Source organism: Caulobacter vibrioides (assembly GCF_002858865.1).
In the GTDB taxonomy this organism is placed as follows: Bacteria; Pseudomonadota; Alphaproteobacteria; order Caulobacterales; family Caulobacteraceae; genus Caulobacter; species Caulobacter vibrioides.
Genome location: NZ_PJRR01000019.1, coordinates 173,700 through 186,258, shown reverse-complemented (window position 1 = coordinate 186,258; position 12,559 = coordinate 173,700). Strand labels below are relative to the sequence as shown.

Here is a 12,559-nt window from a genome sequence, read left to right as displayed (position 1 = left end):
AGCGCCGCCCTTTTTCGTTCTAGCCACCGCGCTTGAGGGTCTCGCGCGCGATGATCAGCTGCTGGATCTGGCTGGCGCCTTCGTAGATCCGGAAGATGCGAACGTCACGATACAGGCGCTCGATCCCGTAGTCGGCGACATAGCCCGCGCCGCCGAACACCTGCACCGCCCGGTCAGCGACCCGGCCGACCATCTCTGAGGCGAACAGCTTGGTGGCGGCGGCCTCCAGCGTGACATTGGCCCCGGCGTCGCGCTTGCGGGCCGTATCAAAGACCAGGGCCTTGGCCGCCAGCGCCTCGGTCTTGCTGTCGGCGATCATGGCTTGGATCAGCTGGAAGTTGGCGATCGGCTGGCCGAACTGCTTGCGCTCGCTGGCATAGGCCACGCAGTCGGCGATCAGCCGCTCGGCCACGCCCACGCAGACCGCCGAGATGTGAACCCGGCCGCGATCCAGCACACGCATGGCCACTGTAAAGCCCTCGCCTTCGGCGCCCAGGCGGTTCTCGACCGGCACGCGGACATCCTCGAAAACGACGTCGTGAATGTGGGCGCCTTGCTGGCCCATCTTCTTTTCCGGCTTGCCGACGCTAAGGCCCGGAAGGTCGGCGGGAACCAGGAAGGCCGACACGCCGGCGCCGCCCTTGGTGTTCAGGTCGGTGCGCGCCATCACCGTGAACAGGTTGGCCCGGCCGGCGTTGGTGATGTAGCGCTTCACCCCGTTCAGAACATAGTGGTCACCGTCGCGCACAGCGCGGGTCTGCACCGAGGCGCTGTCCGATCCGGCTTCGGCTTCGGTCAAGGCGAAGGCGGTGATGGTCTCACCGGAGGCGATTGACGGCAGCCAGCGCGCCTTCTGAGCTTCGTCGCCGAACATCACCAGACCCTGGCTGCCGATGCCGACATTGGTGCCGAAGGTCGAGCGGAAAGCGGGGGCCGCGTGGCAGAACGCTACCATGACGCGAGCTTCTTCCTCAAGGCTTAGCCCCAGGCCGCCATAGCTTTCGGGGATCGATAACCCAAAGAGACCAAGCTGCTTCATCTCTTCGATGATGGATCCGGGCACCTCGTCCGTTTCGGAGACGAGCCCTTCGATGGGACGAAGGCGCTCGGCGACGAAGCGTTGGATGACATCGATGAGGGCGCTGAGCGTATGTGGATCTGTCATAGAGTTTCCGTTGAGAGGAGAGCGCTATTGTTGGCTGCAGCTTGGCGCGTCGATCGGGGCGCGACGTTCAGGAGTAGGGGGCCTTGGTGCTGCTGGAGCCACGGGAGCTCACGCGTCATGGCCTCGAGATCCGCCGCTCAGCCTCGGGAACGGCGTCGACCAGACGCTCGAAGCCGGTTAGGTGGCGCTGGTGGAAGGCACGATCGAAATCAGGCGCGCGGAGAGTCATCAGACACCCATCGTCGAGAGATCCATGCGCTGTAACGCCGACGCCTGCCGCGGTTCACAGGCCTTTGGCGGCGGTAGCCAAGATCACATGGGCGAAAATGCGCCGTCTTCCGAAACTGCGCATGTGCGCTTGGTGTTGCTCAGCACAACATACTGATAAAAAATACTATTTTCGAAGTATCGGCATTCGTGGCGTTGCATTTGGCCGAAACCTTACCGTTGCACATGCGCCCGGCGGAACTACCGTTCATGCGCAGAAGATTGGGTGGGCCGGAGCGCCATAGATTTTGCCTGTGGATAAAATTCGCACCGCGGCCGACTTCGGTTCCTGACTCATCGCGGACCTACGTAACGTCCGCTTGTGGAAGGGCCCGATTACGCTACTGGCGCAGGCTTGATCCAAAAGGCAACCGTCCATGAAGTTCGCCGGCGCGCTCGCTGCGTGTTTTGGACCGCATGGCAGAAGATTGGCTCAGGCTTCTCGAGCGGATCTGACCGAGCCATCTACTACAAACAGCCTGCGGGCCATGTGCTTCAGGTTTTCCACGTACTTTGCCTGAGACCAGCCGCAAGCCTGGGTGAGGTGTTCCCAGTTTTCGACCTGCATCATGGTCCACAGGAGATCTGTCGCCGCATCGACCGTGTGTTCGGCTGACAGCATCCGATCTCGCTCGAGGGCCTGGATCGCGGCTTCGCAGCCCTCGCGCATGTCCTGCATGCGCCGGGCCCAGGCGCCACGAGCGGCTTCGTCCGTCGGCCCCATCAGCATCAGCGGCTTCGCGAAGGGGTAGATTTCCGGGATGTAGGCAGCCCAGGCCTCGACATAGGCATCAAGGCGCTCTGTACCCGTTCTCGCCGCCCGGCTCGGCGCGAGACGGTCGTTGGAGCGCTTGATCTCGTCGACATGGAACGTCATCGCGATCAGCAGCTCCGCCCGGTTTGCGAAGTGCAGATAGACCGCCTGCCGGGTAATGCCGGCGCGCCGGGCAATGTCCGACATGCGCACGTCTGCGCCGTGGCCTTCCTGCAGCAAGTCCGTTGTCGCCTGCAGGATGCGGCGGCGGGTCTCCGAATTTTCACTTGACATGGTGTCTAGTAGCCGAGCATTTGACGCCATGTCAATTGACACTGTGTCAAGTGAAGGGGCGCTATGCGCATTGTCGTGTTTGGAGCGACCGGGAGCGTTGGGCGCAGCCTGGCGCCACAGGCTCTGGAGCAGGGTCTGCAGGTCACGGCGCTCGCGCGGTCGCCCCCAAAAATCGGGCCTCCCCAAGGACCGTTTGATCGTCGTGCCGGGAGACATCTCGGACCCTGATGCTGTCGCCCGGATGTGGCGGACTTCCTGCTCCGCCAGCTGACGGACGACACCTATCTGCGCCGGGCCGCCTGGCTGAGCAATTGATGGAGAACGGCATGAATTCCCAGACAATCCTGATCGCCGGCGCCTTCTCAGTCATCGCCTATGCGCTCGTATCGGGCGTCTTTCTCGCTTTCTCGGGAGTCGTGATGCCGTCGCTGGCGGCGTCCAGTCCGACAGGCGCGATCCAGTCGATGCAGATCATCAATCGAAAGGTGTTTCCCACCCTGTTCATGGTCTTACTGATCGGCATGGCGGTTGTATCGCCCCTCCTGGTCGGCTGGGTCCTCTGGCAGGGGGCGGGACCAGCGGGACCCTGGATCCTCGCGGCGGGCTCCTCTTACATCGTCGGCGTGTTCATCGTGTCGCTCGTCTTCAACGTGCCGATGAACGAGCGCCTGCACCGGATGGATCCCCAGGGCGCCATCGCGGACGCCTACTGGCGCCGCTACGTGCCGGGCTGGACCTTCTGGAACACGATCCGCTGGGTCGCCTCGGCGATTTCCGCCGCCTGTATGTTGATGGCCGTCCTGACGCTGAGCTGATCACTGGCCAGCCGGGAGCTGTTCTCACGCGCCCCGTTCCGGCCTTCCCTTTGCAAGGATCCTTTTCGATGTCCCCGTTTCCTTTTCGCCCCGCCCTTCTGCTGGCCGCCGGAAGCATCGCCCTTGTGATCGGCGTCGCGATCCTGGCTGACCCGGTCGGATTCCACGCGGCCGGCGGCGTGCGCCTCAGCGCCGAAGCAGGCTTGCTGAACGAGATGCGCGCCGCAGGCGGCGCAATCTTGGCTGTGGGTCTTCTGGCGCTGATCGGGGTGTTCACCGTCGCGCTGCGAACTGTAGCCTTGACCGCCTGCGCAGTGGTCTATTCCGGCTATGGCCTTGCTAGGCTCTTCAGCTTTCTTGTGGACGGGGTACCCAACCCCGCACTCGTCTGGATTACGGCCTTGGAACTGGTGATGGGCACGGCCTGTTTCGTGGCGGCCGCTGCGCCCTCCAGGTCGAGAGCGTCTGCTCAGGGGTGAAGCCGGGGACGGGCGGAGAGCCGCATTAGCCCCCTTATCGCCTCCGCGCCATGAACGTGCGGGCCACATGAGCAATCGTCAACGCCACGACTAACAGAACCGGCGCTAAGAGCACTGGGGGCGTCCGCATAGCTTCAGGCAGCACGTTGTTGTTGCCGAAGAAAAAGATTCCGGTCGCGACAAACATCGACAGACCCATGCGGCCGGCGTGCCGACCACGGCGGCGAGCGTTGCAGGTGACCGTCGCTCTGGAGAAAGCCAGATCGAAAATGGCCAGGAGCAGGGCGAAGGCCGCAAGGCCGACGAAGGCCATTGGGGGCAAGCCGTTAAGCGCTCCGCCCGAAGCGCCGCCCGCCATGACCCCAACCGTCAACGCGCTCAGGACAAGCGCTAAGGAGGAGAGGGGCGCAAAGCGCGTGATCGCCCGAGCGACAGCGCCAGGGTTCGCCGCAGCCCAACCGGAAATCACCGCATGGGCCGCGACCCAGGACAGAAGGACGGTGAAGGGGATTTGCCGCGCGAGGCTCATCCAAAGGCCGCTTGCGCATAGGAAGAGCATGCTCCCGAGGAAAATGAGGCCTGCTGCGCGGTGAACCCGGCGTCCCTTGGGCGCCGCGAACGCGAGGAAGCCTGCGATGATGCTGGCGCAGCCGACGAGGAAGTGCGCTTGGGCCACCAGCGGGGGCTCGCTCATGGCCTCGGCTCCAGACGCGATGGAGTGAGAAGCGTCCGGGCCAGCCAGAAGATCATCAGGAGCAGGATCACCAGTTCGGGCAGGGCCAGAACGCCCGATCGGCGAACCGCCTCGGGAAAGGCTGCGGCGCCTGGGCCGCCGAACGCCGATCCGGCCGCAAGGAAGAACCCCAGGCACATGCGCCACAAGTGCCGGGCAATGCGTCGCCGTTCGCTGGCGTGCGGGCGCCAAAACAGGTTGGCGTCACCCACCGCCGCCACGAAGCCCATGCCGCCGAGTAGCAGGTAGTTCTCCGCTGGGAAGCCCAGGAAGGCCTGTCCGGAGTGGGCGGCAAACACCCCGATGGAGACGAGCGAGACAGCGTTGACTAGGTTCAAGGCCCCGACGATGCGCGAGCCCAACCCCAGAGCGCCTGGCTGAGCCCGCGCCGCCATCCATCCGCTTGCCAAAAGGCATAGGGCCAGCACCCCCGCATGGAAGGTGATGTAGAACGTCTCGGCCCGAACAAGACCAAGTGCAGCACCGACGGCGGACGCCAGGCCCATGGTGACCACGAAGATGCGGCCCGCTTGGATATGCAAGGACCGTCCCTTCGGCGCGGCCAGAGCTGTCGCTCCGGCGGCCACGGCGAGCACGCCGGGGACCACATGCGTGGCCATGATGATTTCTGTCTGCACGATCGGCTCCGTTCCTGTTCGGAGCCATTGCTCTGACGAAGAAGTCGGGGCCTGTCGTCTGATCGTGAAGGGACGGACAGCTCCGCCGCTTGCGCAGCCTGCGCCGATGTCCTGTTCTGGGCGCGCAAGGGGGGCGGCGCACGGATGGGTGAAGTCGGTTCAACGTCGTCTGTGACCATGATCGCTCTCGCCGCCTGGGTCATCGGCCTCGGCGGCGCCGGCGTGGCCGTCGCGCTCTCCGGGCCGATCAAGGCCGGGCGCATTCCGCTGACGGCGGTTTTCATCGTGCTGACGCTGCTTGCGACGCCAGCCCCGCTCGCGTTCTTCGCACGATCGCTCTTCCCGGTTCTTCTGCCCTGGCTCTTGCCTGTCCTAATGGCCGCGCCCGCGACGTTTCATGCGTTCGTCCAGGCTCGTGTTGGCGATCAGACCGCAGGCAGGCCGAGCCGCCTCCGGCGTCTGATCCTGCCTGTTCTCGGGATGCTGACCGCGATTGGCTACATGGCTCTCCCGGGCGCCCAGCGGAGCATCATGCTCGTAGAAGGCCATCTGCCGCCGGGCGCGGCGCCAGCGACCCTGGCCTTGGCGACTTTCGCGCTCGTTCTCGCATGGCCGGTCGCTTCGGGCGCCTACGTCGTCGCCATCATGCGGTTGCTGACGCGCCATCGCGCTAGGCTCAAGGATCGGTTCTCCAACATCGACCAACTTGAGATGCGTTGGGTAGAGGGCTTCATGGGCCTGGTCGTTGTCCTCTGGGTTTCCGCTACGGCCGCCCTTCTGACCGACAATCTATCCTCGGCGACCGCGCGTCCCGGCGAGATTATGCTGCTTATGACGGGCGCTCTGCTGCTGCTATTGATCTGCTTCTCGCTAAGAAGCTCGGTCGTCGAACTGATCGACGCTGAATCTGTCGGAGACTCAGACCTGGAGACGTCCGGTCCACGCAAGTACGCGCGGTCTGCCCTGACCCAGGACCATGCCCAACGGCTCGCTGAACGCATCCGCCGCACCATGAGCGAAAAAAGCCTGCATCTCGATCCGAACCTTTCCCTAGCCAAATTGGCCCGGAGTGTCGGCGCCGCGCCAAACCACGTATCTCAGACGCTCAACGACACCTTGGAGCGAACCTTCTTCGACTACGTCAATGACCAGCGCATCGAAACCGCCAAGGGATGGCTTAAGGAGACCGACATGTCGGTTCTCGACATCGCTATCGCCGCCGGATTCAACTCGCGCTCGACGTTCTACAAGGCCTTTTGGGCGCGCACAGGACAGACGCCCAAAGACTATCGACAGGGCTGAGGTCGACGGTTCCACAGTGTGATTGTGGGCCGGTCGACATCCTTGGCCTTGGTGTCGCAGCCCCCCCTTGGCTGGGCGGCATACTTCTCGCGCAAGACTGGACGGTGCTGGGCTTGCGGCTGGAGCGCTCGGCTGAGGATTGTGTTTCCGGGGCAGCACCGAGTGCTCAACGTCCGGTTCTGGGCAGTGAGTCAACGGCCGCTCATGGCGGATGTGTCTGGCGCCGGCATCGTGATCGGCGAACTCACCGATCACGATGCGGCGAAGCTAGAGCAACTCGTACGCAGGAATCGTCAGGAACTCCTCCAGATCGTCCGAGAGCACCATCCTGGTGAAGATGTGCGCGGCTTCCTCCAGGCGAGGGGAGGCGAACTCGCGGCGCAGGTCGCTCATCTCCTGGCTGAACAGGCTGACGAACAGTTCTGAGCTCAGCACGCGGCCGTCGTCGAGTGCGGCGCCGAGGCGCACCCACTGCCAGAGCTGGGTGCGGCAGATCTCTGCGGTCGCCGCGTCCTCCATCAGGTTGTAGAGCGGCACCGCGCCGCGACCTTCGATCCAGGCCTGGGTGTAGCGGACGCCCACCCGAATGTTTTCGCGGACGCCAGCCTCGGTGCGCGAACCCTCGTGCAACTCCAGCATCTGGGCCTGGGTGATCGAGAGATCGTCGAGCTTGCGGTCGAGCTGGTTCGGCGTCGGCATCAGGCGGTTGAACACCTCCATGGCCACCGGAACGAGGTCGGGGTGCGCCACCCAGGTGCCATCGTGGCCGGCTCCGGCTTCCCGCTCCTTGTCTGCCCGGACCTTGGCGAAGGCCGCGTGGTTGGCGGCCTCGTCGCCCTTGACCGGGATCTGGGCCGCCATGCCGCCCATCGCGAACGCGCCACGGCGGTGACAGGTCTGGATCAGCTTCAGCGAATAGGCGCCCAGGAAGGCCTTGCCCATCACCATGGCCGAGCGGTCCGGCGTCAGGAACGCTTCGCGACGGCCCAGGCGCTTGATGAACGAGAAGATGTAGTCCCAGCGGCCGCAGTTTAGGCCGACGATATGGTCCTTCAGCTCGAACAGGATCTCGTCCATCTCGAAGGCGGCGGGGATGGTCTCGATCAGCACCGTGGCCTTGATCGTTCCCACCGGCAGGCCGAGCACCTCCTGGGCGCGGAGGAAGACGTCATTCCACAGGCGTGCTTCCAGGTGGCTCTCGAGCTTGGGCAGGTAGAAGTAAGGCCCTGAGCCTTTGGCGATGGCGGCCTTGGCGTTGTGGAACGCGTAGAGGCCAAAGTCGAACAGGGCCCCGGCCACGGCCTGGCCATCGACCTCTAGGTGGCGCTCCATCAGGTGCCAGCCGCGCGGGCGGATTTTCAGCACGGCGGGGGTTGGCCCCATGGCGTAGGCCTTGCCCGACTTTGCGTCGACGTGGGTCAGCTCGCCTTGCCAGCGGTCTTTCAGATTGATCTGGCCTTCGACGACGTTGGCCCAGGTCGGGGCCGTGGCGTCCTCGAAGTCGGCCATGAACACCTTGGCCCCGCAGTTCAAGGCGTTGATGATCATCTTGCGGTCGACCGGCCCGGTGATTTCGACGCGGCGGTCGAGCAGGTCGTCGGGAATGGCTGCGATGGTCCAGTCGGCGCTGCGGATCGATGCGGTCTCTTCCAGGAAGTCGGGCAGTTCGCCGGCGTCAAAGCGCGCCTGGCGCGCCTGACGGGCTTCCAGCAACTGGCGGCGACGCGCGTCGAAACGACGGTGCAGGTCGGCCACGAAAGCCAGGGCTTCGGGGGTGAGTACTTCCGCAGCTCGGCCTTCAACGGGAGCGGTGACCTGGATGTTGGCGGCGATGTCGAGCGGCATGGGAAGCTTTCCGTGGCGGTGGGATCGGCTCCCCGGATATCCGGGGAGCCGTCATCGGGACTCTGGTCGGTTCTTGATGGCTAGGCGCTCTTTTCGGCGCCTTTTTCACGAACGGTCGGGACGATCTGATCGCCCCAGTTGCCCGCGCCGTCATGATGGCGCGAGGTGCGCACCAGCTCCACCGAATAGCCGGCGGCGATGGCGCGACGCACGGCGTCGTTCAGGCGGTGGGAGGCCTCGGCGAGCCGTTCGACGGCGCGCTTGTCGTCGTCCGTCGCGGGCATGGTGGCGGGAGAGAATGCGGTCATGGCTCTGCTCCTTTGGGGGCTTAAGTGTCGGGCCTATTCGGCCGCGAACTGGTTCATGGTGTTGGCGTGGCCGCCAGCCTTCAGGGCGCGTTCGCCGGCGACCATCTCCTTGAAGGTGTCGCCGAGATCCGAGCCGACCTCGTGCTGGTGTTTCACGGCGGAGACGCCGCGGCGGATCTCCTCGCGCTGCACCGTGTTGACGTAGGCCTGCATGCGATCTTCGCCGAAGTAACCGCGCGACAGCTCGTCCACGCTCTTGGCGGTCAGGTGGAAGGTCGGCAGGGTGATCAGGTTGTGGAACACCCCGGCGCGGGCGGCGATGTCGACCTGGAAGCGCGCCAGACGCTCATCGGCCTCGCGGCCCAGGTCGCTCTTGTCGTACTCGGCTGACATCAGCGCATTGCCGTCCGGGTAGCTGTCCTTATGGATCTTGCCCTCGGCGATCCACTGGTCACGCACCTGCTTGCGCAGATTGAGCGTCCAGTTGAACGACGGCGAGTTGTTGTAGGTCAGCTTGGCGTTCGGCACGACCCTGCGGACCTCGGCCACCATCGAAGCGATCTCATCGACATTGGGGGTGTCGGTTTCGATCCACAGCAGGTCGGCGCCGCCCTGGGTCAGGTTGGCGATGCAGTCCTCAATGACGCGCTGGCGGCCAGTGCCGTCCTGGAACGCGAAGAGGCCGTTGGGCATGCGCACGGGCTTAACGAACGCGCCGTCCTTCATGATCGCCAGCTCGCCGTCCTTCAGCGGGTTTTCCGGGGTGACGGGCTCGGTCTTCAGCCACTTAATATAGTCGCTGGCCAGATCGCCAGGCTCCTGGCTGACCGGGATCTTCTGGGTCAGGCCTGCGCCCAGGCTGTCGGTGCGGGCGACGATGACGCCGTCGTCCACGCCCAGTTCCTCGAAGGCCAGGCGGCAGGCGCGCAGCTTCTCGATGAAATCCTCGCGCGGCACGGTGACCTTGCCGTCCTGGTGGCCGCATTGCTTGGCGTCGCTGACCTGGTTCTCGATCTGCAGGCAGCAGGCGCCGGCCTTGATCATCTCCTTGGCCAACAGATAGGTCGCGTGCTCGTTGCCGAAGCCGGCGTCGATGTCGGCGATGATCGGCACCACGTGGGTCTCGAAATTGTCGATCGCCTTGATCGCGGCCTGCTCGGCGATCTGGTCGCCGGCCTTGCGGGCGGCGCTCAGCGCCTTGAAGAGGTCGTTGATCGCCACTTCGTCGGCCTGGCGCAGCGAGACGTAGATCTCTTCGATCAGGTCGACGACCGAGGTCTTCTCGTGCATCGACTGGTCGGGCAGGTGGCCGAAGCGGTTGCGAAGGCCCGCGACCATCCAGCCCGACAGATAGACGTAGGCGCCCTTGGTCGTGCCGCGCAGGCGTTTGACCGCCTTGATCATCTGCTGGGCGTGAAAGCCTGACCAGCAGCCCAGCGACTGGGTGAATTTGGAGCTGTCGCGATCGTACTCGGCCATGTCGGCGCGCATCACCGGGGCCATGGCGCGGGCGATATCCAGGTGGGTGTTGAAGGTGTTTTGCAGCTTCAGCTGGATGATGTCGTCGACATCGACGCCGCCCGGCGTGACGCCTTGCGGGTAGCGCGCCAGCAGGGCGTCGCGGTGTTCGGCATAGGTCTTGCGCTGCGTCATGGTCGTTCGATCCCACTACAGTGGCCGAGGCGGTGAAGCCTTGCGGGCCCAGGAAAACTCGTGATGGAGAGCTAGCGCTGCGCTGCGGGATCGGTCGAACCTATTGAAGGCAAATTGTCAAAGATCGACTTTGTAATTTATGTAAAGTTGTGACAAATTGACGGAATGGCTACGCTCGAAAAGAAGCAGAACGACAAGAAGCTGTTCCTGGGCGGACGGCTGAAACGGCTGCGCCGCGACTTAGGCGTGACGCAGGCGCGTATGGCCGAGGAGCTGGGCGTCTCCGCCAGCTATCTGAACCTGCTCGAGCGCAATCAGCGACCGGTGACGGCGCAGATCCTGCTGCGCCTGGCCGACGCCTACGATCTCGACCTCCGGAGCCTGTCAGCCGACGATCCTGGCGGCGGCGCCGGGCTGGAGGAGGTCTTAGCGGACCGGATGTTCGCGGACCTGGCCGTGTCCCGACACGAGGCGGCCGAGGTCGCCGAACTGTCGCCCGGGATCGCCGAGGCGATGTCCCGGCTCTATCGCGCCTATCTGGATCGCGGCCGCCTGATCGATCTTGGGGCGTTTGAACGTCCGGACGGCGCGGGACCGGCCTCGGATCTGTCGTCGCCGACCGACTGGGTGCGCGATCTGGTCGGCGCGCAGCGCAACCACTTCGCCGAGCTGGAGGCCCTGGCCGAGTCGATCGTGCGGCAGTTAAAGGCCGACCCGCAGGACCTGGGGCCGGCGGTGCGCGAGCGTCTGCAGAGCCGGTTCGGCGTCCAGACCCGGATCATGCCCCTGGAGGTCATGACCGGCTCGTTGCGTCGCTACGACCATCACCGCAAGCGGCTGATGCTGTCCGAGACCCTGGCGCACGCCAGCCGCACCTTCGGTATGTGCTACCAGCTGGGTCTCATGGAAGGCGGGGAGGTGCTGACCGAGCTGACCGACCGCTTCAAGGCGCCCGATCGCGCCACGCGTCAGCTGCTCAAGGTGTTCCTGGACGGCTATCTCGCCGCGGCGATCATGATGCCCTACGAGCCGTTTCTCGCGGCCATGGAAAGCACCGGTTATGACATCGAACGCGTGCGGTCGCGCTTTGGGATCAGCTACGAGCAGGCGGCCCAGCGGTTGACCACTCTGGGGCGCGCAGGCTCGCGCGGCGTGCCGTTCTTCATGATGCGGCTGGACGCGGCGGGCAACATCTCCAAACGCTTCGCCGCCGGTCCCTTCCCGTTCTCGCGCTTCGGCGGCGCCTGTCCGCGCTGGAACGTCCACGACAGCTTCAAGACCCCCGGCCGGATCGTCACCCAGGTGATCGAGACGCCTGACGGCGAGCGCTATTTCACCCTGTCGCGTACGGTACGGCGGACCTCGGGCCTGCAGGCCGGGCTCGAGGACGAGCTCGTGGTCGGTCTCGGTTGCGAGTTGAAATACGCCAGCAAGCTCGTCCATGCGCGGGGCCTCGACATCGCCAATCCCATCGCGGTGGAGATCGGCCCCTCTTGCCGGATCTGCGAGCGCCCGGCCTGTCCGCAGCGGGCGGCGGCGCCCATCAACCGGACCCTGATGGTCGAGGAAAGCAGCAAGGCGCTGTCACCTTTCCCGTTCGTCCGGTAGCGAAGCGTCCGGCCATCACGCCAGGCGCTTCTGAGCTTAAGCTAGTCCTTCCGGTCCGGCAGGGGCGGCCAGCTGAGCCTCGGTTAGCTTGGTGCGGACGATATGATCGTCGGGATCACCCGGTTCGGGAGCGACCGACACGTCCGCAAGCGCCACGACAACCTTTTTGTCCGGGCCCATGCGGTCGATCTCAATGACGACCGCCGTTGGCTTGCACTGCCGTGGAAGCTGCCGTCAGTCTGTGCAGAGATGGGGGGAGGGGAGCTCGTTCGAGCGCATGACGGCGCAGCTTCGGTTGCCGCTTAGGGGAGCGAATGCCCAGTCGACCGAATACGCCTCCGCAGCGTCGCCTCCGGAACCAACCGATATTTGAAGCGGGTGTCATTTGGCGCAATGTTTGTCGTAAACCCTCAATTCCTAGCAGGGCTTCCACGGCTACGATTTGGCGAGGCATTCGTCAGCTGATTGCGGAATTCAGCATGGCGATCTGAGCGGTGCCGACAATAACAGTCAGGCCGAATTTTTAGACTTCGGTTTGGCGAGGTTCGCGCCATCGCGCGACCAGCTAGCGTCCTCACGACAGAAACTTTGACGCTCAGAGGCCATCAACTCTGAGGTTTTTCGGACAACGACTAACGGGGCCATCAAATATGACCCGTGACAGGTGATGTGCAACACCAGCGAACATGCGATCGCTT

Annotated in this window: 12 protein-coding genes; 5 read left to right on the top strand and 7 right to left on the bottom strand. The window is 64.5% G+C overall.

Features of this window, described 5'->3' with window-relative positions; genetic code table 11:
* Positions 1-19: 19 nt before the first annotated feature.
* Positions 20-1,165 carry an acyl-CoA dehydrogenase family protein gene (locus tag CVUC_RS15110; RefSeq protein WP_096033308.1) on the bottom strand — a complete coding sequence of 382 codons (1,146 nt, stop codon included), beginning with the start codon at positions 1,163-1,165 and terminating at the stop codon, positions 20-22.
* 700 nt (positions 1,166-1,865) lie between these two features.
* The gene (locus CVUC_RS15105; RefSeq protein ID WP_096033307.1) at positions 1,866-2,480 is read right to left on the bottom strand and encodes a TetR/AcrR family transcriptional regulator; all 615 of its coding nucleotides are present in this window, start codon (positions 2,478-2,480) and stop codon (positions 1,866-1,868) included.
* A gap of 63 nt (positions 2,481-2,543) precedes the next feature.
* Here CVUC_RS15105 and CVUC_RS20865 point away from each other — a divergent pair, with 63 nt between their 5' ends.
* From CVUC_RS20865 to CVUC_RS15090, 3 genes are all read left to right on the top strand, one after another.
* Positions 2,544-2,708, top strand: a complete 165-nt coding sequence (locus CVUC_RS20865; protein WP_096033306.1) for an NAD(P)H-binding protein — start codon at positions 2,544-2,546, stop codon at positions 2,706-2,708.
* 98 nt (positions 2,709-2,806) lie between these two features.
* Positions 2,807-3,295: a DUF1772 domain-containing protein gene (locus tag CVUC_RS15095; RefSeq protein WP_096033305.1), complete on the top strand. Its 489-nt coding sequence runs from the start codon at positions 2,807-2,809 to the stop codon at positions 3,293-3,295.
* Positions 3,296-3,363: 68 nt separating this feature from the next.
* Positions 3,364-3,774, top strand: a complete 411-nt coding sequence (locus CVUC_RS15090) for a DUF4345 domain-containing protein (protein ID WP_096033304.1) — start codon at positions 3,364-3,366, stop codon at positions 3,772-3,774.
* Positions 3,775-3,808: 34 nt separating this feature from the next.
* Here CVUC_RS15090 and CVUC_RS15085 read toward each other — a convergent pair whose 3' ends face one another.
* Both CVUC_RS15085 and CVUC_RS15080 read right to left on the bottom strand, forming a co-directional pair.
* Positions 3,809-4,468 (bottom strand): hypothetical protein, encoded by a 660-nt coding sequence (locus CVUC_RS15085; protein ID WP_096033303.1) that lies wholly within the window; start codon positions 4,466-4,468, stop codon positions 3,809-3,811.
* Positions 4,465-5,145 (bottom strand): hypothetical protein, encoded by a 681-nt coding sequence (locus CVUC_RS15080; protein WP_096033302.1) that lies wholly within the window; start codon positions 5,143-5,145, stop codon positions 4,465-4,467. The genes CVUC_RS15085 and CVUC_RS15080 overlap by 4 nt, the downstream gene beginning before the upstream one ends.
* A 177-nt stretch (positions 5,146-5,322) precedes the next feature.
* On the opposite strand from CVUC_RS15080, the gene CVUC_RS15075 reads away from it, so the two are divergent.
* Entirely contained in the window at positions 5,323-6,447 is a 1,125-nt protein-coding gene (locus tag CVUC_RS15075) for a helix-turn-helix transcriptional regulator (RefSeq protein WP_164512729.1), read from the top strand.
* A gap of 267 nt (positions 6,448-6,714) precedes the next feature.
* On the opposite strand, the gene aceB is transcribed toward CVUC_RS15075, so the two are convergent.
* From aceB to CVUC_RS15060, 3 genes are all read right to left on the bottom strand, one after another.
* The gene (gene aceB / locus CVUC_RS15070; protein WP_096033300.1) at positions 6,715-8,292 is read right to left on the bottom strand and encodes a malate synthase A; all 1,578 of its coding nucleotides are present in this window, start codon (positions 8,290-8,292) and stop codon (positions 6,715-6,717) included.
* A gap of 80 nt (positions 8,293-8,372) precedes the next feature.
* Positions 8,373-8,600, bottom strand: a complete 228-nt coding sequence (locus tag CVUC_RS15065; RefSeq protein ID WP_012640328.1) for a hypothetical protein — start codon at positions 8,598-8,600, stop codon at positions 8,373-8,375.
* A gap of 33 nt (positions 8,601-8,633) precedes the next feature.
* Positions 8,634-10,253, bottom strand: coding sequence for an isocitrate lyase (locus tag CVUC_RS15060; RefSeq protein WP_010919632.1), 1,620 nt, complete (start codon positions 10,251-10,253; stop codon positions 8,634-8,636).
* A 165-nt stretch (positions 10,254-10,418) separates the two neighbouring features.
* Between CVUC_RS15060 and CVUC_RS15055 the strand changes: the two genes are divergently transcribed.
* Positions 10,419-11,861, top strand: a complete 1,443-nt coding sequence (locus CVUC_RS15055; RefSeq protein WP_096033299.1) for a helix-turn-helix domain-containing protein — start codon at positions 10,419-10,421, stop codon at positions 11,859-11,861.
* The last annotated feature ends 698 nt before the right edge of the window (positions 11,862-12,559 follow it).

Coding starts and splice junctions, on each gene's coding strand:
- CVUC_RS15065 (WP_012640328.1), bottom strand. CDS start 8,600: ATGACCGCATTCTCTCCCGCCACCATGCCCGCGACGGACGACGACAAG.
- CVUC_RS15105 (WP_096033307.1), bottom strand. CDS start 2,480: ATGTCAAGTGAAAATTCGGAGACCCGCCGCCGCATCCTGCAGGCGACA.
- CVUC_RS15085 (WP_096033303.1), bottom strand. CDS start 4,468: ATGAGCGAGCCCCCGCTGGTGGCCCAAGCGCACTTCCTCGTCGGCTGC.
- CVUC_RS15060 (WP_010919632.1), bottom strand. CDS start 10,253: ATGACGCAGCGCAAGACCTATGCCGAACACCGCGACGCCCTGCTGGCG.
- CVUC_RS15055 (WP_096033299.1), top strand. CDS start 10,419: ATGGCTACGCTCGAAAAGAAGCAGAACGACAAGAAGCTGTTCCTGGGC.
- CVUC_RS15090 (WP_096033304.1), top strand. CDS start 3,364: ATGTCCCCGTTTCCTTTTCGCCCCGCCCTTCTGCTGGCCGCCGGAAGC.
- CVUC_RS15075 (WP_164512729.1), top strand. CDS start 5,323: ATGATCGCTCTCGCCGCCTGGGTCATCGGCCTCGGCGGCGCCGGCGTG.
- CVUC_RS15095 (WP_096033305.1), top strand. CDS start 2,807: ATGAATTCCCAGACAATCCTGATCGCCGGCGCCTTCTCAGTCATCGCC.
- aceB (WP_096033300.1), bottom strand. CDS start 8,292: ATGCCGCTCGACATCGCCGCCAACATCCAGGTCACCGCTCCCGTTGAA.
- CVUC_RS20865 (WP_096033306.1), top strand. CDS start 2,544: ATGCGCATTGTCGTGTTTGGAGCGACCGGGAGCGTTGGGCGCAGCCTG.
- CVUC_RS15110 (WP_096033308.1), bottom strand. CDS start 1,165: ATGACAGATCCACATACGCTCAGCGCCCTCATCGATGTCATCCAACGC.